This window comes from Streptomyces sp. NBC_00582 (assembly GCF_036345155.1).
Lineage (GTDB): Bacteria > Actinomycetota > Actinomycetes > Streptomycetales > Streptomycetaceae > Streptomyces.
Genome location: NZ_CP107772.1, coordinates 1188743 through 1211539, shown reverse-complemented (window position 1 = coordinate 1211539; position 22797 = coordinate 1188743). Strand labels below are relative to the sequence as shown.

Annotated in this window: 17 protein-coding genes and 3 pseudogenes; 10 read left to right on the top strand and 10 right to left on the bottom strand. The window is 73.1% G+C overall.

Annotated elements, in window-relative coordinates; translation table 11 throughout:
- Positions 1-62 precede the first annotated feature (62 nt).
- From OG852_RS04855 to OG852_RS04835, 5 genes and pseudogenes are all read right to left on the bottom strand, one after another.
- Complete coding sequence (locus OG852_RS04855; protein WP_133916726.1) at positions 63-845, bottom strand: PaaX family transcriptional regulator C-terminal domain-containing protein; 783 nt, start codon at positions 843-845, stop codon at positions 63-65.
- A 157-nt stretch (positions 846-1002) separates the two neighbouring features.
- Entirely contained in the window at positions 1003-2379 is a 1377-nt protein-coding gene (locus OG852_RS04850; RefSeq protein WP_330347187.1) for an alpha/beta hydrolase family protein, read from the bottom strand.
- Positions 2376-3701: an MFS transporter gene (locus OG852_RS04845; RefSeq protein WP_330347186.1), complete on the bottom strand. Its 1326-nt coding sequence runs from the start codon at positions 3699-3701 to the stop codon at positions 2376-2378. The genes OG852_RS04850 and OG852_RS04845 overlap by 4 nt, the downstream gene beginning before the upstream one ends.
- A 149-nt stretch (positions 3702-3850) precedes the next feature.
- Positions 3851-5328 (bottom strand): annotated as a pseudogene (locus OG852_RS04840) (glutamate-cysteine ligase family protein).
- Positions 5329-5424: 96 nt separating this feature from the next.
- Entirely contained in the window at positions 5425-5913 is a 489-nt protein-coding gene (locus OG852_RS04835; protein ID WP_330347185.1) for a hypothetical protein, read from the bottom strand.
- A 431-nt stretch (positions 5914-6344) separates the two neighbouring features.
- Here OG852_RS04835 and OG852_RS04830 point away from each other — a divergent pair, with 431 nt between their 5' ends.
- The gene (locus OG852_RS04830; RefSeq protein ID WP_330351395.1) at positions 6345-7883 is read left to right on the top strand and encodes an MFS transporter; all 1539 of its coding nucleotides are present in this window, start codon (positions 6345-6347) and stop codon (positions 7881-7883) included.
- Positions 7884-8227: 344 nt separating this feature from the next.
- Here the strand turns inward: OG852_RS04830 and OG852_RS04825 are convergent, their stop codons facing one another.
- Entirely contained in the window at positions 8228-8365 is a 138-nt protein-coding gene (locus tag OG852_RS04825) for a hypothetical protein (RefSeq protein WP_330347184.1), read from the bottom strand.
- Between the two features lie 77 nt (positions 8366-8442).
- Between OG852_RS04825 and OG852_RS04820 the strand changes: the two are divergent.
- The 3 genes and pseudogenes from OG852_RS04820 to gap all read left to right on the top strand — a co-directional run.
- Positions 8443-9249: pseudogene (locus OG852_RS04820) on the top strand (glycoside hydrolase family 38 C-terminal domain-containing protein); the annotation flags it as partial.
- Between the two features lie 31 nt (positions 9250-9280).
- Positions 9281-10237 (top strand): GlxA family transcriptional regulator, encoded by a 957-nt coding sequence (locus OG852_RS04815; RefSeq protein WP_133916695.1) that lies wholly within the window; start codon positions 9281-9283, stop codon positions 10235-10237.
- Between the two features lie 107 nt (positions 10238-10344).
- Complete coding sequence (gap, locus tag OG852_RS04810) at positions 10345-11343, top strand: type I glyceraldehyde-3-phosphate dehydrogenase (protein WP_133916696.1); 999 nt, start codon at positions 10345-10347, stop codon at positions 11341-11343.
- A 288-nt stretch (positions 11344-11631) separates the two neighbouring features.
- Here gap and OG852_RS04805 read toward each other — a convergent pair whose 3' ends face one another.
- Together OG852_RS04805 and OG852_RS04800 are read right to left on the bottom strand one after the other, a co-directional pair.
- Positions 11632-12525 carry a PhzF family phenazine biosynthesis isomerase gene (locus OG852_RS04805; protein ID WP_330347183.1) on the bottom strand — a complete coding sequence of 298 codons (894 nt, stop codon included), beginning with the start codon at positions 12523-12525 and terminating at the stop codon, positions 11632-11634.
- A gap of 960 nt (positions 12526-13485) precedes the next feature.
- The gene (locus OG852_RS04800) at positions 13486-14325 is read right to left on the bottom strand and encodes a helix-turn-helix transcriptional regulator (RefSeq protein WP_330347182.1); all 840 of its coding nucleotides are present in this window, start codon (positions 14323-14325) and stop codon (positions 13486-13488) included.
- Between the two features lie 138 nt (positions 14326-14463).
- Here OG852_RS04800 and OG852_RS04795 point away from each other — a divergent pair, with 138 nt between their 5' ends.
- Positions 14464-15198 carry an SDR family oxidoreductase gene (locus OG852_RS04795; protein ID WP_330347181.1) on the top strand — a complete coding sequence of 245 codons (735 nt, stop codon included), beginning with the start codon at positions 14464-14466 and terminating at the stop codon, positions 15196-15198.
- 61 nt (positions 15199-15259) lie between these two features.
- Here OG852_RS04795 and OG852_RS04790 read toward each other — a convergent pair whose 3' ends face one another.
- Positions 15260-15739 carry a nuclear transport factor 2 family protein gene (locus OG852_RS04790; RefSeq protein WP_133916700.1) on the bottom strand — a complete coding sequence of 160 codons (480 nt, stop codon included), beginning with the start codon at positions 15737-15739 and terminating at the stop codon, positions 15260-15262.
- Between the two features lie 194 nt (positions 15740-15933).
- On the opposite strand from OG852_RS04790, the gene OG852_RS04785 reads away from it, so the two are divergent.
- The gene (locus OG852_RS04785; RefSeq protein ID WP_133916701.1) at positions 15934-16596 is read left to right on the top strand and encodes a hypothetical protein; all 663 of its coding nucleotides are present in this window, start codon (positions 15934-15936) and stop codon (positions 16594-16596) included.
- A gap of 246 nt (positions 16597-16842) precedes the next feature.
- Here the strand turns inward: OG852_RS04785 and OG852_RS04780 are convergent, their stop codons facing one another.
- Positions 16843-17436: a TetR/AcrR family transcriptional regulator gene (locus OG852_RS04780; protein ID WP_330347180.1), complete on the bottom strand. Its 594-nt coding sequence runs from the start codon at positions 17434-17436 to the stop codon at positions 16843-16845.
- A gap of 135 nt (positions 17437-17571) precedes the next feature.
- On the opposite strand from OG852_RS04780, the gene OG852_RS04775 reads away from it, so the two are divergent.
- From OG852_RS04775 to OG852_RS04760, 4 genes and pseudogenes are all read left to right on the top strand, one after another.
- Positions 17572-18603 carry a patatin-like phospholipase family protein gene (locus OG852_RS04775; RefSeq protein WP_330347179.1) on the top strand — a complete coding sequence of 344 codons (1032 nt, stop codon included), beginning with the start codon at positions 17572-17574 and terminating at the stop codon, positions 18601-18603.
- Position 18604: 1 nt separating this feature from the next.
- Complete coding sequence (locus tag OG852_RS04770) at positions 18605-20122, top strand: flavin-containing monooxygenase (protein ID WP_330347178.1); 1518 nt, start codon at positions 18605-18607, stop codon at positions 20120-20122.
- An 88-nt stretch (positions 20123-20210) separates the two neighbouring features.
- Entirely contained in the window at positions 20211-21542 is a 1332-nt protein-coding gene (locus OG852_RS04765; protein WP_330347177.1) for a cytochrome P450, read from the top strand.
- Between the two features lie 177 nt (positions 21543-21719).
- Positions 21720-22775 (top strand): annotated as a pseudogene (locus tag OG852_RS04760) (chitinase); the annotation flags it as partial.
- Between the last annotated feature and the right edge of the window lie 22 nt (positions 22776-22797).

Genomic DNA, 22797 nt, shown 5'->3' with positions numbered 1-22797 from the left:
TCCGAAGCCGCCGGTAAGGTGACACGTGTGAGCTCCCGGCCCGGGACCAGTGAGGGCGGGGATCAGCGCAGGGGCGCCGTCTCCAGCAGTGCGCGGGCGCTGTACAGAGCCGGTGCCTCGGTCTGTTCGGCCACCTGGCGGAAGGTGTCCTGGGCGGCGCGGGCCGGCCAGGCGGGCGGCAGATGGCGGGCGGGCAGCCGGGGATCCGTGCGGATGGTCCACAGCCATTCGCTGACCAGCCGCAGTCGTGTCCCGATCGGGTCCTCCCCGGAGCCGGCGCCCAGGTGCGCGGTCCAGCGCTTGTCGAAGGTGACGTACCGGGCGGCGATGCTCTCCAGGTCCCAGGTGTCGCGGATCATCAGCTCGATGTCCGTGGCCTGGTCGGCCCGGGCGTGGAAGATCTTGACGTGGTCGGCGAGCCCCAGCTCCTCGACGACGGGGGACACGTCGACGTCGCCCGGGGCGATCCACAGCCCGCTGTACAGCGCGCCGAACCCGGACCAGGTCAGCCGGGAGCGCAGATCGTGACGCTGGCGCTTCCAGGAGTCGGGCAGCGAGAAGCCCAGCAGGGTCCAGGAGCCGTCCCAGTCGTCGTTGACCGCGCCCTGCGTCCAGATACGGGTGCGGCCGTCGTCGAGGATGCGTGTCGCCTGCGGGGTCAGACCGAAGTACATCCGGCGCCCCTCCCGCTGACGCCTGAGCAGACCCCGGTTGACCATCCGGGTGAGCGTGGACCGTACGGCCTGCTCGCCCACCCCGACCCGGCCGAGGACGTCGATGATGCTGCCCGAGTACACGCACAGCTCCCCCTCCTCCAGCACATGGTTGCCGAAGAAGGCGAGCATCAGCGACTGCGGCCGCGACTGCGGGGCTTCCGAGGTGTCGCCGACCGGGGCGTCGCCCTCCGGGGCTTCACCGTCCGAGGTGTCCAGGATGTCGTTGTCCGCCACGGGAGCAAGCGTACGACCGCCCGGCGGACCTGCCGCGGGCGGTCGTACCAGGTCACCGGCCGTCGGCCGGGTGGGCAAGGTCGTAGGGCCGCGGGTACGGGCTCGGGTGGTAGGCGGTGTAGCGGGCGGGGGTCATGGGATCGGCCGCCGCGGCACGGGAGTTGAGCGCCCCGGCGTCCGTCGCCGGCCAGTGGCCGGTGGTGAGGCGGTCCTCCAGGGTGTGCAGGGCGGCGAGCTGTTCGGCGGGGCTGAAGGTGCAGTGACCCGCGTTGTCGGTGTACGCCTGGCGCAGCAGCGCCGACGACCCGGCGGCGGTGACGGCCCGGCGCAGCGCGCTCTCGGTCTGCACCGGGACGAGGGCGTCACCGATCGTGTGCACGGAGAGCTGCGGCTTGGTCAGCCTGCCGGTGAAGGAGCTGGTCCGGCTCATCCAGGCGACGGCCTGCGGGTCGGCGCCGACGCGCGGGGCGCGGTTGAGGGCCGCGAGGTCCGCGCGCAGGGACAGCCCGGCCTTCCTGTACAGCTCGGTGACCTCCTTGCGGACCGACGACCGCCCGAGCAGCCGCGCGTAGTCGACGCCGGTGTTCCACGACATGGAGCCGCCGGCGCGGGCCTCGGCCTCCTGCCGCCGGTTGAAGCCGGCGTTCAGCAGGCCCTTGACGGCCGTGTACTGGTTGGCCTGCTGGGCGTCCCAGTCGGTCGCCGCGGGCCGGGTCTGTGTGGGCTGGTTCCAGACGGGGATGTTGTGCAGGGCGGCGGCGAGGGCGATCCGGGCCCGTCCCCGGGCTGTCGTCTGCGCGGAGTCGACCGCCGCCGTCAGCACGGACGCCGCGTCGGTGGCGGCCTGCTGGTCCCGGAGGTTCACGAGCGGGACGTCGGAGCCGGGGGCGAGGAGGGTCTTGAGGGCGAAGACCGGGTCGAGGGTGTTGTTCCAGTTGGCGACGCCGCCGTGCACCAGGCCGCACAGGGAGAGCGAGCCGTCGATGCGCTGCGGGGCGCGCTCGGCGATCGCGGTGGTGACGAGCCCGCCGTACGACCGTCCCCAGGCGAGTGTGCGGGTGGCGGTGCCGAAGCGGTCGGTGAACGCGGTGAGCGTGGCGAGCTGGTCGGGGACCGCGTCGGTGACGGCCCAGCCGGTGGTGGCGTAGGACGAGCCGATCAGGGCGTAACCGCCGTCGAGCAGGAGTGCCCTGGTGGCGTCGTCCGGCGCGTCCTGGGCGGGGTTGGCCGGGCCGGCCGCGTATCCGTGACTGAAGAGCAGGACGGTGCCGTTCCAGTCGGCGGGGACGTCCATCAGGTACGTCGCGCCGGAGGGGAGCCGGCCCTCCACATGGGCCGGCTCGTCCGTCGCCGCCAGGGCCGTGGCGGGCAGTGTGCTCAGCGCGAGCAGGAGCGCTGCCACGGTGGCGGTGCGGGGGCGGTTCGTCATGCGGTGATCTCCTGGGAGTGGGGGGTGGAGGCGCTCTCGGCGGGGGTGCCGGAGAGGGACGTACGGCTGGTCTCGCGGACGAAGCACACGGTCAGCGCGGTGACGAGGGAGCCGCCGCACAGCAGCAGGGCGACGGGGGTGCCGCTGTGGCTCCCCGTGACCAGGCTCCCGGCGATCATGGGGGAGAAGCCGGCGCCGATCAGGGTCGCGCCCTGGTAGCCGAGGGAGGCGCCCGTGTAGCGGACCCGGGTGCCGAACATCTCGCTGAACAGGGCGCCCAGCGGCCCGTACATCGTGGACTGGGCGATGCCGTGGCCGAGGACGACCGCGAGGATCAGCAGCCCCGGCGACCTCGTGTCGACGAGGGCCATCACGGGGAAGGCCAGCGCCGCCGAGGCGAGCGCGCCGGCCAGCACCACCGGGCGGCGGCCGACCCGGTCCGACAGGGCGGAGACACAGGGGAGGACGACCAGGGCGACTGCGGCGGAGACCGTGAGCGCGGTCAGCACCTGCGGCCGGGCGTAGCCGATGCCGGTGGCGTACGCGATGAGGTAACTGGTCAGCAGCGACTGGGCGGTGAAGGCGCCGATGCCGACACAGCAGGCCAGCAGCACCGGACGGGGGCGGCGCAGTACGTCGAGGACCGGCAGCCGTGCCTCGGTGCCCCGCTGCTTCACCTCGGCGAACAGCGGGCTCTCCACCACCCGGAGCCGGACGAACAGCCCCACGCCGAGCAGCAGGACGCTCAGCAGGAACGGCACGCGCCAGCCCCACGCCGTGAACTCGTCCTTGGGGAGCGTGACGACGAGCGCGACGACGGCGGCGGAGATCAGGGAGCCGAGCGGAGCCCCCATCTGCGTGAAGCTGGACCACAGTCCGCGCCGCCGCTCCCCCGCGTGCTCGACGACCATCAGCGTGGCGCCGCCCCACTCACCGCCGATGGCGATGCCCTGGACGACCCGCAGGGTGATCAGCAGGACGGGCGCCCAGACGCCGAGGGTGTCGTAGGTCGGCAGCAGACCGATGGCGAAGCTCGCGCCGCCCATCAGTCCCATCGTGAGCAGCAGCATCGACTTGCGGCCGAGCCGGTCGCCGAAGTGGCCGAAGAGGATGCCGCCGAGGGGGCGGGCGACATAGCCGGCGGCGAAGGTGCCGAACGCGGCGATGGTGCCGACGGCGGGATCGGCGCCGGGGAAGAACAGTTCGCCGAAGACCAGGGCGGCGACGGTGCCGTAGACGAGGAAGTCGTAGAACTCCACGGCGGTGCCGAGCAGCCCGGAGAGGGCGACGCGGCGCAACTGGGAGGTGGGGGACGGGGACATGGCGGTCTCCCTTGAGCGGGGGGAGGGACACCGTGAAGTTAGGCTCTCTCGTGATGGCCGTCAAGAAAATGCACAACATCCCTGGAGTTCGGTCCGCACGACCTGGCCGTTTCCGGCCACCCGTCCGTGCGCCGGGGCGTGACGGTCGGTCAGTCGACGGGCCAGGTGTGCACGGGGGCGTTGAGATGCATGTAGTCGATGTACTGCTGGGTCATCAGCCGCAGCGCCTCATGGCGGTCCAGGTGCGCCGCCGTGCCGATGCGGTGGAACATCTCCTTCTGCCAGACCGCTCCGTTGCGGGCGGTGACACAGCGCTGCTCGATGACGCCGAGCAGCGGCTCCCGCCAGGCCGCGTCCATGCCCGAGTGCTCCAGGCCGCGGTGCGCCAGCGGCAGCAGCCGGCGCAGGACGAGTTCGGGCACCGGCACCTCGCCCATCCCCGGCCAGTACAGCGGGGCCTCGATGCCGTGGCGGGCGGCGGTGTGCAGATTGTCCTCGGCGGCCTGGAAGGACATCCTCGACCACACCGGCCGTTCCTCCTCCACCAGGGCCCGGGTGAGCCCGTAGTAGAACGCGCCGTTGGCGAGGGTGTCGGCGACGGTCGGCCCGGCGGGCAGACAGCGGTTCTCGACACGGACGTGCGGCTGGTCGTGCGCGACGGCGTAGACCGGCCGGTTCCAGCGGTAGATGGTGCCGTTGTGCAGGGTCAGCTCGCCCAGCTCGGGGATGTCGCCCGCGTCGAGGGTCCGGGCGGGATCCTGGTCCTCGCACAGCGGCAGCAGAGCCGGGAAGTAGCGCAGGTTCTCCTCGAACAGGTCGAAGACACTGGTGATCCACCGCTCCCCGAACCACACCCGCGGCCGTACGCCCTGCGCCTTGATCTCCTGCGGACGGGTGTCGGTGGCCTGCTCGAACAGCGGGACACGGGTCTCGTGCCAGAGCTCCTTGCCGAACAGGAACGGCGAGTTGGCCGCCAGCGCGACCTGCACCCCGGCGATGGCCTGCGCGGCGTTCCAGTAGGCGGCGAACTCCTGCGGGGAGACCTGGAGATGGAACTGGGTGCTGGTGCAGGCGGCCTCCGGGGTGATCGTGTCGGCGTAGGTGCGCAGCCGGTCGACGCCGTCCATCTCGATCCGCAGGTCCTCGCCGCGCGCCGCGAAGACCTGGTCGTTGAGCAGGCGGTAGCGCGCGTTCTCCGACAGCGTGTCCTCCCCGACGTCCTCCTGGCGCAGGGTGGGCAGGATGCCGATCATGATGAGCCGGGCGTCGGCCGTCCGCGCCCGCTGGTCGGCGTGGTTCAGCGCGTCCCGGATCTCGGACTCCCACGCGTCGGGGCCGCCCTCCGTCAGCCGCCGGGGCGGCACATTGATCTCCAGGTTGAACCGGCCAGCTCGGTGGACCAGGCCGGGTCCGCGATCGCCTCCAGCACCTCGCTGTTGCGCATCGCCGGCTCGGCCTCGTCGTCGACCAGGTTCAGCTCGATCTCCAGCCCCACCTGGGGCCGGCCCGACTCGAACCGCTCCTCGCGCAGCATCTGCGCGAGGACGTCCAGGCACTCCTGCATCTTGATCCGGTAGCGGCGGCGGTCCTCGCGCGTGAAGACCAGCGCCGGGACGTCACGCCCCATCGGACCTCCCGACTGCTCCTCAAAGGACGCCCCTCCCCTCCAGCGTCCCACCAGGCCCGTCCGCCGACCATGCGAGCGCCCCCGAGGGGGTGCGCCTCAGTCGGCCTGCGGGCGGGTGCGGAGGTGGTTCCCGGGGTCCCGCAGGAGCTCCGCGTGGGCCGGGTCGGACAGCAATCCGGCGTACCGCGGGCGCCGGCATGAGGGAGTGACGGTCGTCGTCGGCGCGGGAGACCGCACCGTGACGTCGTAGCGGTCGGCGCCCCGCGCCCCGGTGACGGCGAAGGCCCGGCCGCTCCCGTAGAAGGACTCGGGCCGCCCGGCGAGCTCGGCGGCGATCTCCGCGACCACGCCGTCGCGGCGCCCCACGGAGTCGGCCAGGGTGGCGGTCGCGAACTCGTCACCGGTGAGCCCGTACGCCGTGGACAGCCCCGGTGCCTCCATGTCCCGCAGATACGGCGGGAGTTCCGGCGCCCCCTGCTCCACGAGCGTCGGCAGGGCCGCCGTCGAGGACCGGCCGTGGGCGGTGGACGTCCCCGCCGCGCTCATGGCCGCGACGGTCGCCGCGTTGCCCGCAGTCTGCTGCAACCCCAACACAGGGTTCGGGCGCCCGTCGCGGCCGGCCGGGCGGGGCACCGAAGCCGCCGGGGAGGAACGGGGGGACCGCTCGCGGGGGCCGGGGTGGCGGTCGTGGCCCGGCTGTAGTGGATCTCGCACGCGCGTCAGCGTAAGGACGCCCGCATGCGCTGCGGGGCCGCGCGCCAAGTGTTCAACTGCCGTATTCTCAAGGGTCGTTCGCCGCACCGCGGGGAACCGGCGGCCGCTGCCCGGCACGCGCCCCGGAACCCCGCCCACCGGGCCGCGAGGCGTCACGCGCCCGGCCGCCCGTCACGCGCCCTCGGGGTGCGCCCCCGTGCCGGCCGTCGCAGACTGGCCGGGTGAGTCGAACCCACACCCGACGTGGCGAGGGCGCGCTCGGTGCCCGACGCGCGGCCTCCCAGCCGCTGGCTCTCGCGGCCATGATGTTCGCGGTCGCGATGACGTTCATCGACCAGACCATCGTGTCGATCGCGGCGCCCGACATCGTCGACGAACTCGGACTGTCCAGCTCCGGCATGCGGTGGGTGGTGAACGCCTATCTGCTCGCCCTGGCCGCGTTCTTCGCCCTCGGCGGCCGTCTCGCCGACCTGTGGGGCCCGCGCCGCGTGGTGGTCGCGGGCACGCTGATCTTCGTGATCTCCTCGGTGCTGTGCGGCTGTGTGCCCACCGGCGACTCCGCGCTCACCTGGCTCGTCGTCTTCCGAACCACCCAGGGCCTGGGCGCGGCGCTGCTCTTCCCGGCCGCGCTCGCCGTCGTGGTCGCGGTGTTCCCGGTCGAGCGGCGCGGGCGGGCCCTCGCGCTGTTCTTCGGCGTCACCGGCGCCCTCACCGCCCTCGGCCCGCTGCTCGGCGGCTGGCTGACCGACTGGACCTGGCGGGCGATCTTCTGGGTCAACGTCCCCGTCGCCCTCGTCGCGCTGATCCTCACCGCGCTCGCCCACATCTCCGACCGGCGCCGCGACGAGCCCCTCGACGTCAGGGGAGCCGTGCTCATCGCCGTCGGTATGGGCGCGAGCGTCCTCGGCTTCCAGCAGGCCTCGGCCTGGGGCTGGGACAGCGCGGCGACCTGGGTCTGCGTCCTCGGCGGCCTCGCCGTCCTGTGGGTGTTCTGCCGTCTCGAACTGCGCACCCGCCACCCGCTGATCGACCTCGCGGTCTTCCGCGACCGCGCCTTCACCGTGGACGCGCTGGTGCTGTTCTTCGCCATGCTGGCCTTCGTCCCGGTGTTCTTCTTCGCGTCCGTCTACGCCCAGGTCTCCCTGAGCGCCTCGCCCAACCAGGCCGCCCTGTACCTGCTGTACTTCTTCGTCGGGTTCGCCGTCGCCTCCCAGTGGGGCGGCCGCATCCTCGACCGGCGGGGCGCCCGCCCGGCGCTGAAGACCGGCTGCGCGGTCGGCGCCGTGGGGTTCGCGCTGTGGGCCGGCAAACTGACGGACCTCTCCATGCACGACCAGTGGCCCTACGCCGCACTGGCCGGCGCGGGCATCGGCTTCATCCTGGCCCCGGCCTCGACGGACGCCGTCAACCGCGCCATCGACGCCTCCTACGGCGAGGTCACCGGCATCACCCAGACCGTCCGCAACTACGCGGCCAGTGTCGGTCTCGCCGTCTACGGCACCCTGTTGACGCACTCCATGACGGACCACGTCGTGGACACCCTGGAGACCCGCGGCGTCCCGTCCGGTACCGCGCACTCCGTGGCCCAGGACGTGACGCAGTCGATCACCGGCAACGGCGACGCCCGCACCCCCACCGGCGACGGTCCGCTCGCGACCACCATGCGGGACGCCATGTCCGCGATCCGTATGGACTTCGCAGAGGCGAACCAGTGGGTCTTCTACGGCATGGCCGTCGCCCTCGGTATCGGCTTCTTCTGCGCCCTGCGCCACCCGGGCGGCCCCGCCGACGGCCCCCCACCGAAGGACGGCACACCGCCACCCCCGCCCCCGCCGACCTGACCCGGCGCCCGAACGCCCTACAGAACTGCCCCCGACGGCCGACGGGCCCGGCTGGGCAGCATCACGCCGCCCGGCCGGGCCCGGAGGACGGCACCGCGCCGATCTCGGCCCATCGGGAGTGACCCTGGTGGGCCGACCGTAGTCGGCGGGCAGCACCAGGCCGACCCCGGCCGGGCCCGGAGGACGGCACCGCGCCGATCTCGGCCCATCGGGAGTGACCTCGGTGGCCGACCCGAGCCGAGGAGAGGGCCACGCCGCCCCCACGCCGGAGGGCGGCGCCGCGCCGACCCGCCCCCCCGTCGGCCCACCCTTGCCGACCCCCCCGGCCGAGAGGTGCCCGGTTCTCACCCCGCCCCGTCGGTGAGCAGTCGCCACCCCGGTGCGTAGTTGCCGTGGAGCACCAGGGACGCCGCCCCGATCGCCCCCACCGTGTCGCCGATGACGCTCTGCTCGATCGCCACCCGGCGGATGGAGCGGGCCACCGAGGTGCGGTTGACGGCGCTGTCGATCTCCTCGAGCAGGATGGGCTCGATGCCGCGCAGCGCCTCGCCGCCGAGGACGACCCGGCGGGTCGTCCCGGATCGAGCAGACCCTGACCCTGCCGACAGGCTCCCGACGCCTGCTCGTCGACACGGTCGTCGACTGGCACGAACGCGAGAAGCTCCTCAAGGCCGCCTTCCCGCTGGACGTGCGGGCCGCGCACTCCACGGCCGAGATCCCCTTCGGGCACGTCGAACGCCCCACCCACACCAACACCAGCTGGGACGCCGCCAAGTTCGAGATCTGCGCCCACCGCTTCCTCCACGTCGGCGAACGCGACTGGGGCGCCGCCCTCGTCAACGACTCCACCTACGGCCACGACGTCACCCGGGACGTCCGCCCCGACGGCGGCACCACCACCACGGTCCGCCTCTCCCTGTTGCGGTCCGCCCGCTTCCCCGACCCCGACCAGGACCAGGGCGTCCACCGTCTGCGCTACGCCCTGCTGATCGGCGCCGACCTCGCCGACGCCGTCCGCGAGGGCTACCGCCTCAACCTCCCCGAACGCACCCGGCCCGGCCGCACCCCGGTCGCCCCGCTGGTCACCGTCGACCACCGGGACGTCGTGATCGAGGCCGTCAAACTCGCCGACGACCGCAGCGGAGACATCGTCGTCCGCCTCTACGAGTCCCAGGGCGTCCGCGCCCGCGCCACCCTCACCCCCGGCTTCCCCCTCGCCTCCGCCGAGACCACCGACCTGCTGGAACGCCCCCTGTCCGACCCGACGAGCCACCACCTCACCGACGGCGCGGTCCACCTCACCCTGCGCCCCTTCCAGATCCTCACCCTCCGTCTGCGCCGCTCGGACACCCACCGCCGGACGTGACCGCCGAAGCCCGACCCGTAGGCTGTACGGCGTGCCGCCCTCCCGCCTCCGACGCGTCGCCGTCCTCGTGCTCGAAGGCGCCAAGCCGCTCGACGTCGGCATCCCCGCGCAGGTGTTCACGACCCGCGCCAGCATGCCCTACGAGGTCCGGGTGTGCGGGGCACAACCGGGCCTGGTCGCGGGGGGCGACGGGCTGTCGTACCACGTGGCCCACGGTCTGGAGGCCCTGGAGTGGGCCGAGACCGTCTTCCTCCCCGGCTACCGGTCCCCGGACCGCGAGGACCCGCCGCCGGAGGTCGTCGACGCGCTGCTCGCCGCCCACAGCCGCGGCGCCCGGCTGGCGGCCATCTCGACCGGCGCCTTCGCGCTGGCCGCCACCGGCCTCCTCGACGGCAGACGCGCCACGACCCACTGGCACTACACCCGCGCCCTGGCGGCCAGGCATCCGCGCGTACGGGTCGACGAGAACGTCCTGTTCGTCGACGAGGGCAGCGTGCTCACCTCGGCCGGCGCCGCCTCCGGCATCGACCTGTGCCTGCACATCCTGCGCGGCGACCTCGGCGTCGCCGCCTCCAACCACGCCGCCCGGCGCCTGGTCGCGGCGCCCTACCGCAGCGGCGGCCAGGCCCAGTACGTGCCGCGCAGCGTGCCCGAACCGCTGGGCGAACGGTTCGCCGCCACCCGCGAATGGGCCCTGCACCACCTCGACGAACCCCTCACCCTCGACACCCTCGCCCGGCACGCGGCGGTGTCGCCGCGCACCTTCTCCCGCCGCTTCGTCGAGGACACCGGCTACACCCCCATGCAGTGGGTGATGCGCGCCCGGATCGACCGGGCCCGTGAGCTGCTGGAACGCTCCGAGCGCGGCATCGAGCAGATCGCGGGCGACGTCGGACTCGGCACCGGCGCGAACCTGCGGCTGCACTTCCAGCAGATCCTCGGCACCACCCCCAGCGAGTACCGGCGCACCTTCACCCGGGGCGAATAGCGCGGCCCACCCCCACTGGCGAGATCCTTGCGAACCATGGCGCTCTCGCCCCGGCCGCGGGCGGCCGCCGCAGGCGAGGCTGGGGGCGACTCGAAGGGACACGATTCATGACTCGCATCGCCATCAACGGATTCGGCCGCATCGGACGCAACGTGCTGCGCGCGCTCCTGGAGCGCGAGACCGACCTCGAGATCGTCGCCGTCAACGACCTCACCGAGCCGACCGCCCTCGCCCGACTGCTCGCCTTCGACTCGACCTCCGGCCGCCTCGGCCGTCCGGTCACCGTCGAGGACGGCGCGCTCGTCGTCGACGGCCACCGGATCCAGGTGCTCGCCGAGCGCGACCCGGCGCAGCTGCCGTGGGCCGCGCTCGACGTCGACATCGTGCTGGAGGCGACCGGCCGCTTCACCTCCGCCAAGGCGGCCCGCGCCCACCTTGACGCGGGCGCCCGCAAGGTCCTCGTCAGCGCGCCCTCGGACGGCGCCGACGTCACCCTCGCCTACGGCGTCAACACCGACGCCTACGACGCGGACCTGCACACGATCGTCTCGAACGCCTCCTGCACGACCAACGCGCTCGCCCCGCTGGCCGCGGTGCTCGACGAGCTGGCCGGCATCGAGCACGGCTTCATGACGACCGTGCACGCCTACACCCAGGAGCAGAACCTCCAGGACGGCCCGCACCGCGACCCCCGCCGCGCCCGCGCCGCCGGCGTCAACATCGTGCCGACCACGACCGGCGCCGCCAAGGCGATCGGCCTGGTGCTGCCGAACCTCGACGGCAAGCTGTCCGGCGACTCGATCCGGGTGCCCGTCCCGGTCGGCTCGATCGTCGAGCTGAACACCACCGTCGCCCGTGACGTGACCCGCGACGAGGTCCTCGCCGCCTACCGCACGGCGGCCGAGGGCCCCCTCGCGGGCATCCTCGAGTACTCCGAGGACCCCCTGGTCTCCTCCGACATCACGGGCAACCCGGCCTCGTCGATCTTCGACTCGGAGCTCACCCGCGTCGACGGCCGCCACATCAAGGTGGTCGCCTGGTACGACAACGAGTGGGGCTTCTCCCACCGGGTCATCGACACCCTGCAGCTCCTCGCCGCCCGCTGACCGGACGGCGTCCCGCCCCCCACGGCACGTCGATGCCGTGGCCGTGGGGGAAGACGGGACCCTCGGTGTCGTTCGGCACGTCCAGCAGGGCCGCGTCGCAGGCGCCGTAGTCCGACGCTCAGGGCGGCGGCGCGCTCCGCGATCTCGCGGAGCACGGCGGGCCGTTCCAGATGGACGCACACCGGCGTGGGCACGGTCCCCAGCAGCCGCAGGATCTCCTTCAGCTCCGCCTCGGGGAACGCCGGCGATCCCGCGTGCGGGGGACTCCCGTCCTGGGCCGTGTCCGCGCTAGCCGATCGGCACCGCCTGGCCGGTGACCCGGGTCCGCTCGGACTCGGGGTCCACGTCGATCAGCAGGTCGCTGGGCCGGCCCATGTCCTCTCCCTGACGGATCGTGATCCTCGCCGGGGCGGTGACGAGCCCGAGGGCGCGGAGGTAACCACCGAAGGCCGCGGCCGCCGCGCCGGTCGCCGGGTCCTCGACCACCCCGCCGACGGGGAACGGATCCCGGGCGTGGAAGTGCTCCGGCGACTCGCGCCACACCAGGTGGACGGTCGTCCACGCGTGCCGCCGCATGACCTCGGTGAGACCGTCGAAGTCGTAGTCGAGGTCCGCCAGCCGGGCGCGGGAGGCGGCGGCCAGCACCAGGTGGTCGTTGCCGGCGAACGCCACGTGCGGCGGCAACGCCGGGTCGAGGTCGTCGGCCGACCAGCCCAGGGCCTTGAGCGTCGCGTCCAGCTCGGCGTCGGAGGCGGGGCGGGAGCGGGCCGGGACGCTGGTGAGCGTGGCCAGCACCGCGCCCCCGTCGTCCACCCCGGTCGCCACGGCGATCTCGCCCGCCGGAGTGTCCAGGACGAGCTCGCCGGGGCCCAGCCGCTCGGCGAGGGCGACCGCGAGGGCGATCGTCGCGTGCCCGCAGAAGGCCACCTCGTCCAGCGGGCTGAAGTAGCGCACCTTGAAGCGCCGCGCCGCGTCGTCGCGCCCGGTGACGAAGGCCGTCTCCGAGTAGCCGATCCGGGCGGCCACGGCGAGCATCGCCGCCGCGTCGAGCCCGGAGGCGTCCAACACGATCCCGGCGGGGTTGCCGCCCGCCGGATCATGGGTGAAGGCCGAGTAGCGCAGGGGCTCGACGCCCGCTCCGGGCTGGTCCACGGGGTTCGCCCCGCTCGCATCGCTGGTCATGGCCCCACGCTGCCATCCCACGCGGGCCCGAGTCCACAGGAAAGATCGCATCACCGGGCGCCCCGGGCAGGGGCTCCCGCGGCCTCGTCCGAGGGCCCCCTCAGCCCGCAGGGCACGGGCCCACCGGTCGGCTCTGTGAGGCCCCTCCCCCCAGCCCCGCTGGGCCACGCCCGCACCGGAGCCGGAGCGTCCCTGCGCTTCCTCGGACGGCGGGCGCCGTCCCGGTTCCCGGCGGATGCGGGCCCGGTCGTGGCGGAGCGGTACGGCGACGGGGACCGCAGCCCGCTCACGGACGCCGGCCCCAAGCCATCACCGTCGCGCGCCGCGGATGACGCCGGGCCCACCCCGCGCACACGGCGGAGCGGGCCCGGCGGGCACACGGCGGCGGTCAGCGGTTGCGGATCGCCGTGGTGGCGAGGAATCCCGTCGCGGCGGCGGTGAGGAGGGCGGCGACGGCGAGCAGAGTGGTACGGCGCATGGAACGGCCTTTCCCTGACGGGTGGAGGAGGTGCCCTGTACAACGCCGGTCAGGCCGGAGTCGGTTTGCCGCGACCGCGATTGCCACCCGCATGGACGCGCGTTCCCCCGGGTGGCGCAGTCGCAGCGTCCCCCTCCCACGGCGCCCCCGTACTGCCCCGCACGATCGCTTGTGGAGCTCGAAGTGCTGCTGGAAGGCGTCCCACTCCTGCTCGGTGGGCTCGAGGTACTCGCACTTCGGTCGGTCAGCCCGGGGGGAGCGTGGTCGTCAGGGCCGGCGCGGCCGATGGAGCTGCCCCACCAGGGTCTGCCGGCAGCGCGCGGAGAACTCCTTGAACTCCTCGACGGTCATGGGGCTCCCCGCTGGTGATCACGCTTCACGGTCTGTACGCCCCGGGGGACGCCTTGGGTTGACACCGCGCCGAAGCTTTTTTCGCGGACTTTGTCGCGGACTTCTCTCGCCCACCCTGACCGGGCCCGGGATCAGGCTTCGAAGTCGGCCTGCGGAACGAAAGGGGTCAGGGTGGTGAGGAGGGTGAGGGCCTCGGCGTCGGGGCCGCCGGGTTCGGCCTGGTAGACGATGAGTTGCTGGCCGGGGGAGTCGCGCACGTCGAGGGCGAGGTAGGTGAGGGTCAGCGGGCCGACGTCGGGGTGCAGGAAGTGCTTGGCCTCCTGGGTCTTGCCCCGCACGGCGTGGGTGTTCCACAGACGGACGAAGTCGGAACTGTGGGCCGAGAGAACACGGACGAGTTCGCGCAGCCGGGCGCTGTCCGGCTCGAAGCCGGCCGCCTCGCGCAGATGGCCCACGACGGACTGAGCCGTCCCGCCCCACCGGGTGTAGAACTGGCGGCCCGCCGGATCGAGGAACGTCATCCGGGCGAGGTTGTCCAGTTCCTCGAAGGGCGAGTGCAGGACCTCGGCGAGGGCGTTGGCGGCCAGCACGTCAAGGGTCCGGTTGACGACGTACGCCGGGGAGCCGGGGTAGCCGTCGAGGAGCCGGCGCAGGGCGGGGCTCACCCGGTCCGTGGTGTGGCCGAGCGGGACGGCGGGGGCCGTCCCGGCCAGCCGGTGCAGATGGGCTTGCGCGTCCGGGTCCAGCCGCAGGGCACGGCCGAGCGCGTCGAGCACCTGCGCCGACGGCCGGCGTTCACGGCCCTGTTCCAGGCGGGCGTAGTAGTCGGCGTTCACCCCCGCGAGGACGGCGACCTCCTCGCGGCGCAGCCCGGCGACCCTGCGCACCCCGTAGGCGGCCATGCCGACCTCGTCCGGTCGCAGGACCGCCCGCCGGGCGCGCAGAAACTCTCCCAGAGCGTTGTCGGCCATGTCCGCACCCTAGGCCTCCCGGCGGCGCCCTGCCCGGGTGTGCCGCACCCAGGCAGCACAGGTCCTGGTTGGTGTTCCGCGGCCTGTCCAGACTCGGTGCGGCAACCCCATGTGCTCTCAGGAACGGAAGTACCAGGCATGACTCACGCGTCCAAGGTCGTCGCGATCACCGGAGCGAGCAGCGGCATCGGAGAGGCCACCGCACGCCGGCTCGCCGCCGACGGCCACCGCCTCCTCCTCGGAGCGCGCCGCACCGACCGGTTGGAGACGCTCACGAAGGAGCTCACCGAGGCGGGCGGCACCGTGGCCTTCCGCCACCTGGACGTCACGGACGCCGCCGCCGTGCGCGCCTTCGTCGCCGCCGCCCGGGACCGTTACGGCCGGCTGGACGTCATCGTCAACAACGCCGGGGTGATGCCGCTCTCGCCGCTCGAAGCGCTGAAGCTCGACGAGTGGGACCGGATGATCGACGTGAACGTGCGTGGTGTGCTGCACGGCGTCGCCGCCGCCCTGCCGGTGATGCGGGCCCAGGGCGGCGGACACGTCGTGAACGTCGCCTCCGTCGGCGCGTACGAGGTCTCGCCCACCGCCGCCGTCTACTGCGCCACCAAGTTCGCCGTCCGCGCGATCACGGAAGGGCTGCGCCAGGAGTCCGCGGGGGACATCCGGGTCACCCTGGTCTCCCCGGGCGTCACGGAGTCCGAACTCGCCGACGGCATCTCCGACCCGGCCGCCCGCGAGGCCATGAAGGCCTACCGTGCGGTCGCCCTCCCCGCCTCCGCCGTCGCGGACGCCGTTGCCTACGCCCTCTGCCAGCCGAGGGAAGTCGACGTCAACGAACTCGTCGTACGACCGGCGGCCAGTGCTCAGTGACCTCGCGCCGCCGTGGCCGGGCCCTCGCCACGGCCGCGGCGGCCGGCGCGGCCAACCCCGCTCAGGCAGGCCGGTCCAGCGGGGTGAGGCGTTCCGTCGGGCCGCCGAAGGCGAGGTGCAGGGTGCGGGTGGCGAGGAGCCAGGTGCCGTCGGCCTTGCGGAAGGTGTCCTCGTAATGGCCGATGTTGGCGGGGAGACGGGGCGCGACGAACGTTCCCTCGGTGTGGCCGTCGACCCGGTACGTCGCGAAGTAGGTGGTGGCCGTGGCCGTCTCGGGGGAGTCGACGGTGACGAGGATGTTGGTGCAGACGCGGCGCGAGAGACGATCGGCCGGCCGGGAGCCGAAGTACGCGCGCAGGGCCTCGCGGCCTTCGACGCGCCGGGAGTCGTGCGGCCATTCCCAGGTGCCGTCGGGGGTGAAGAGGTCGCAGACGGTGCTCGGATCGCCGAGGTCGAGACGGCGGACGAACTCGAGAATCAGCCGCTCGCAGGCGCGTTCCGCGAGAAGCCGCTCCAAGGGGTCGGGATCATGCGAGGTCATCTGCCCTTCCTACCAGGCGTGCGTACCCGTCCACGACCCGTTTGGGCTGGTCATTCGGCCCCGCGATGCGGACAGATGACCCCGGCACCCCGGGCTGTGACAGGGCTGTGACTGGAAAAGTGATGTGCGTCACGGCTGCGCGATCGCGCACACTTCAAGATCATCGGGTGCGAAGAAACTTTTTACCGGCCCGTTTGACAGGTCGTCCGGTCGTCGCGGGCGCGGCGGCCATCGGCGTGGTCGCGGGCGTGCTGATCGGCTGGCCGGGTCTCGACACGGTCAACGGATGCGGGGTCGCGGTCAATCGCTATCCGTCGGAGACGGCGAAGGACTGGGTGCGGTACGCCGATGTCGTCGTCGTGGGCCGGGCGGTCGAGGAGCGGGAGAGCGGCCGGGAGGAGCTGGAGGCCGGGACGTACCGGTACGAGCTGGAGCGGACCGTCCAACTGGAGGTGCAGGACAAGCCGTTCACCTCCACCACACGGTCCCATCCCACGGTGGGGTCCACCCTGGACTACATCGGCCTGGGCTGGAACGTGCTGCGGTCCGACGGCAGGACCCGCATCCCGGAGCTCACCGGCGACGCCCCGCGTGTCGTGCCCGGACACACCTATGTCCTCGCCCTGCGCTGGGAGGACAAGCGGTGGGTCTCGCTGGGGGAGGGCGCGGTGGTGCCGTTCGACGGACAGGCCGTCGGGAACGGGGAGTGGTGCGGCCAGGTCGTGGACACCGACGGCTTCGCCCAGGGCGAGCGGACGGGCCGCAAGAGCGACCACAGCCTCGAGAAGACCCTCCTCGGGCAAGGACTGACGGCGTTGCGAGGCGCCCTCGACGACGCGTCGGGGAAGGGGTCCTAGGGGGTGTTTCGCAAGTCCTGTGCTTCGCAAGTCCTGTGCGGTGCCCGCGGTGTCCGGTGCGTGCTCTCGGCGTGCCGGACGAAAGCCCCTCATACTGGACGTACTTGGGGTTTCGGCCGGTGCGGCGCGCGTACGTGCCGGGCGCCGCGGGTGCTGTGCGGGACTTTCGAAACACCCCTAGGGGTCGGCCCGCCCTGACAAGGGGCCTGATTGCTCGGTCACGCGCGCTCGGGCGCGGCGCGGTGGCTACCGGTCCAGGCGCAGGACGAGGCGCAGCGTGTCGGTGAGAACGGCCGTGGGGACGGACGGGTCGGCGACGCGCTGCAGGCCGAGGCCGATGCCCAGGCTGAGCAGGGTCATCGCGGCCTGCTCGGGCGGCATGGCCGGTGAGGTGCCCAGCTCCTGGGCCAGCGCGTCGATGAGCAGGGCGAGCGCCTCGCGGATCGCTGTGACCCGGGCCGTGATCTCCCGCCGGAGCTCCTCGTCGTGCCGTGCGGCGGTGAGGAACTCCACCTCCAGCACGGTCCAGGTCTCCGCGCCGATGTGGGCCTCGCTCCAGGCGGCGAAGGCCGCCAGACGGTCGTCGGCGCCCGGGTCCCGCAGCACGGATTCCGTGAGCAGCGCGAGCTGTTGGGCGCGGATGTCGTCGAGGACGGCCAGACACAGATGGCCCTTGCTGCGGAAGTTGGAGTAGACGGCCCCCTTGGAGTAGCCGGCCGTCTCGGCGACGTCGCTGATCGAGGTCACGCCGTAGCCGTCGCGCAGGAAGAGTTCCCGTGCGGTGGCGACGAGTTGCTCACGCGTGCGTTCCTGGCTCTCGGCGCGGCTGAGACGGGCCATGTCTCGCTCCCTCTCCCAGGCTTCCGGATGCCCTCGGATCTTAACTCCGCCGAAGGCTGTTCCCGCGCTCTCGGATACCGCTAGTATCCGGATCTCGACGGTATCCCGGAGAGTCGAAGAGGGCGGAGAACCCAAGTGACCCCGACGGGCGCGCGTACGACCCCTTCCCGTGGACTGGTGCTCGGCTGCGGCGGAACGCTCGGCGCGGCCTGGACGGTCGGCGCCCTGCACTCGCTCCAGCGGGCGCTGCGATGGGACCCACGGCGAGCCGAGGTGCTGGTCGGCACCTCCGCCGGGGCCGAGCTGGCCGCCCTGCTCGGCGGTGGCGTGGCGGTCGAGGAACTGCTCGCCGCGCAGCTCGCGGACAAGGACGCCCGCCCGGAGCTGGTCCGGCATTTCGCGGGCCCGCCCCGGGCGCTCCCGCCCCGGCCCGCGCTCTTCCCCGGATCACCCGAGCTGGCGCGCCGCGCCCTGCGGGGTTCGGCTCCGCCGTTGGCCGGTCTCTCCGGCCTGCTGCCCCAAGGGCGGTGCGACAGCGGGTGGTTGGCGGCCCTGGCCGACGGCCTCGCCCCCGACGGCGGCTGGGTCCCGCATCCGGCGACCTGGCTGGTGGCCACCGACTTCGACACGGGACGCCGTACCGTCTTCGGACACCCCGACACCCCGCCGGTCGCGTTGCGCGACGCACTGCGCGCGTCCTGGGCGGTCCCCGGCTGGTTCCCGCCCGTCCGTATCGGGGGCCGCCGGTATGCCGACGGCGGCATCCTGTCCACCGCGTCCGCCGACCTCCTGGTTCCCCCGGGCCTCGACGAGGTGTACGTCATCGCCCCGATGAGCTCGCAGTCCCCGGGGCCGCGCCGAGGGCTGGGCCGGGCGGAGGCGCTGCTGCGGCGGGTCATGACCCGCACCCTCGACGCGGAGTGCGCCGCGCTGCGGGCCGTCGGCACCGAGGTCGTCCGCCTCGAACCCACTCCGGCCGATCTGGAGGTAATGGGCGGCAACTTCATGGATCCCCGGCGCCGGCTCACGGTCCTGGAGATGTCCCTGCGGACCACCCGCGCGCTCGTCCGCGACCGCCTCCGCCCGACCGCCCCGACCGCCCCGGACGCCGACCCGCGCTCCGATGCCCGTCCCGACACCCGTCCCGACGCCTGGACAGGAGCCTGAGATGCCGACGCCCGGACAGGAGCCCGAGATGCCGCACTCCGAGCGCCCCCCGACCGTGTCGAGCCCCCGGCCGCGCTCCGTCGAGGCGCTGATCATCGGCAGTGGTCTGTCCGGCATCGGGGCGGCCGTCGCGCTGCGCCGGGCCGGTGTGCGCGACCTCGTCCTCGTCGAGAAGGCGGACGACCTGGGCGGCACCTGGCGGGACAACACCTACCCGGGGTGCGCCTGTGACGTCCCCTCCGCCCTCTACTCGTACTCCTTCGCGCCGAACCCCGAATGGACCCGGGCCTTCGCCGGCCAGCCCGAGATCCGCGCGTACCTCCGCGACACGGCGGCCGCGTACGGCATCACGCCCCTCATCCGCTTCGGCACCGAGGCGATCCGCGCGCGGTGGGACCCCCGGGAGGCCCGCTGGCGGGTCGAGACGACCCGGGGCCCGTATCTCGCGCGCTTCCTCGTCGCGGCGGCGGGACCCTGGCACGAACCCCTGCTCCCCGACATCCCCGGGCTGGCCGATTTCCCCGGCGAGGTCTTCCACTCCGCGCGCTGGCGCCACGACCACGACCTGACCGGCGCACGCGTCGCCGTCGTCGGCAGCGGGGCGTCCGCCGTGCAGTTCGTGCCCGCCATCCAGCCGCGGGTCGCCCGGCTGCACCTGTTCCAGCGCACCGCCCAATGGGTGCTGCCCAAGCCCGACCACCATGTCCCGCACGCCGAACGCCGGTTGCTGCGCAGCCTTCCGATGGCCGGGCGAGCCCTGCGGGGCGCCGAGTACGCCGCTCTGGAGGCCCTCGGGATCGGCTTCCGGCACCCGTCCCTCCTGCGGGCGGTGCAGAAGGTGGGCGCGCTCCATCTCCGGGCCTCCGTCAGGGATCCTCGACTGCGCCGGGCCCTGACGCCCGACTACACCCTCGGCTGCAAACGGCTGCTGCTGTCGAACACCTACTATCCGGCCCTGACCCGCTCCAACGTCACCGTCCACCCCACCGCCGTCCGGGCCGTCGACGGCCACCGCGTGATCGGTGCGGACGGCAGCACGGCGGACGTGGACACCATCATCCTGGGCACCGGCTTCCACATCCTCGACATGCCGATCGCGGGACGGGTCGTCGACGCCGACGGGGTGAGTCTCGACGACCACTGGAAAGGCAGCCCCGACGCCTACCTCGGCACCACCGTCACGCGCTTCCCCAACGCGTTCCTCCTGCTCGGCCCGCATCTCGGGACCGGCCACTCCTCGGCGTACACCATCCTCGAAGCCCAACTCGCCCATATGACGGGGGCGATACGGCATCTTCGCGCGACCGGCCGGACCACCCTGGAGGTGCGCCCCGAAGTCCAGGCCGCCTTCGGCGCGGAGGTCCAGCAGGCGCTGCCCTCCACCGTCTACAACGCGGGCGGCTGTTCGAGCTACTACCTCGACGGCAACGGCCTCAACAGCTTCAGTTGGCCCTGGTCGACGGGCCGGCTGCGGCGCCGGCTCGCGCACTTCGACCCCGAGGCGTACGACATCGCGTAGCGCGGTTGTGACCCCATGTGCCTTCTCCCGTACAGTCCGTGGTGCCGGTGCACCGGCATGAGTCCAGCGGTCGACCAGGAGAAGGAACGTGGACAACACAACAGGTCTCCACCCCCTTCCGTACGTTCCCGGGGCGGGGCGCCCCGTCCCGGAGGCCGATCCGGGGCTCGTGGCGCGGTGGCATGCGGACGGAGGGCAACTGGTCGACCTGTTGTCCGGGGTGCGGGAGGCGCTGGGCGGGATCGCCGGGTTCCGGCTCGGGCCGGGGCTCACCGTGCTCGTCACCGACCCGCACGCGGTCCAGCACGTCCTCGCCCGGCAACCGGACCGGTACGTCAAGCGCTCGCACCGGGCCCGTCTGCTGGTCGGCGACGGTGTCCTCTCCGCCAGTGGTGAGGCCTGGAAGCGGCAACGCCGGTTGCTGCAGTCCCAGTTCACCGGTACCGGGATGCGGCGCTACGAGCAACGGATCACCGAGGCCGCCCGGACCGTCGCAGCCCGCTGGACCGCGTACGCCCGAACCGGGGAGACCTTCGACCTCGGGCAGGAGATGCGCCGCTTCGCCCTGGACGCCATCTGGCGCTCCCTCACCGGGCACCCCCTCGACGAGGGGACCGCGCGCGAACTGACCGCGGTGGAGACCGTGGCGGCGGCCCTGCCGACCCTGCCCGCCGACGCGACCGACGCCCGGGAGGCCGTGGCCGCCGAGCTGGCGCGGATCGACGAGGTCGCCCGGCGGGCCATCGAGGCCGCCCGCGAGGGGGTGCCGGGCCCCGACGGGCCCGGCCTGCTGCACGTCCTGCTCGACGCCGCCGCCGAACGCCCGGAGTACACCGATCGGCTGATCCGCGACGAACTGGTCACGCTCCTGGTCGCCGGCCACGAGACCACCGCCACCACCCTGACCTGGCTCCACCTCCTCCTCGACCGGCGTCCGGACGCCCGTGAGGAGGCGCTGGCCGCCGGTGCGGAGGGCTCCGCGCAGCGCCGCCAGGCCGTGCAGGCGCTGGTCCACGAGACGCTCCGGCTCTACCCGCCCGCCTGGATCCTCCCGCGCCACGCCGCCGAGGACGACCTCCTCGCGGACCACACCGTCGAGGCGGGCACCGACGTCCTCGTCTGTCCGTACCTCACCCACCGGGACCCCGAACTCTGGGCGGATCCGGAGCAGTTCGAGCCCCGCCGCTTCACCACCCCGGACGGCCGCCCCGCCCACCCGGGCGCCTACCTCCCCTTCGGCATCGGCCCTCGGGCCTGTCTCGGCCTGCAGTTCGCGCTCCGCGAGTCCACGGTCTTCCTCGAACTGCTCCTCCCGGCCCATGAAGTGACGCTCCATCAGCCTCCCAGCGGCGCGACCTTCGGCATCACGGTCCGCCCGAACGGTCCGACCATGGCCACGCTGCGGCCGTCCCGCTCGTGAACCGTGTGCACGCGGTCGTCGTCATCGCGGCGATACGGCCGGACCCCGGGGTGGTCAGATGATTGTAAAGAACCTTGACAGTTAAATGGTCTAGTCCAACGATGGTCGCTGTTCACCCCGCGGGCTCCGGTTCTCCACGGCCCTGCCCCGGACCGCCCCTTCCCCCTGGGAGCGTCAGTGAGACGACCTGGTTCTCTGCGTGCGTTGCTGTCCTGTCTGAGCGTGCTCTCCCTGTCCACCGGACTCCTGGCCCTCGGGCAAGGCGCCGCACTCGCCGCGCCGGCCGCGCTCCCGGCCCCCGCCCGGCCCATGCCGGCCCATGTCTCGGCGCCCTACTTCGAGGCGTGGACGGGGGACAGCCCGGCCGCGCTCGCCACCGCGTCCGGCAACAAGTACCTCACGCTGGCCTTCCTGCAGACGGCCACCCCGGGCTCGTGCACCGCGTACTGGAACGGCGAGCCCGGCCAGCCCGTCGCCAAGGAGACCTTCGGCCGTGACATCGCCGCGCTGCAGGCCCGCGGCGGCAACGCCGTCCCCTCCTTCGGCGGCTGGTCCGCGGACACCACGGGCACCGAACTGGCCGACAGCTGCACCGACGCCGACGCCATCGCCGCCGTCTTCAAGAGCCTCGTCACCACGTACGGCATCACCCGCATCGACCTCGACGTCGAGGGCGACTCCATCGACAACGCCGCCGGGATCGACCGCCGGAACAAGGCGATCGCCAAGGTCGAGCGCTGGGCGGAACGCACCGGCCGCAGCGTGCAGTTCTCCTACACCCTGCCGACCTCCCCGACCGGCCTCGAGGCCAACGGGCTGGCCGTGCTGCGCAACGCCCTCGACAACGGGGCCCGGGTGGACGTCGTCAACCTCATGACCTTCGACTACTACGACGGCGCCACCCACGACATGGCCGCCGACACCCGTACGGCCGCCGCCGGTCTCCACGCCCAACTGGCCGCACTCCACCCGAAGAAGAGCTCCGCCCGGCTCTGGAACATGATCGGCGTCATCGAGATGCCCGGCATCGACGACTACGGCCCCGAGGAGACGTTCACCACCGAGGACGCCGTCACGGTGGAGAAGTGGGCCGCCGCCCAGGGCGTCAACACCCTCTCCTTCTGGGCGCTCCAGCGCGACAACGGCGGCTGCGTGGGCACCGGCGGCTCCGACTCCTGCTCCGGCATCGCCCAGGACACCTGGTACTTCAGCCACACCTTCGCCCCGTTCACGGCCTCCCCCCACCGGGGCCGCC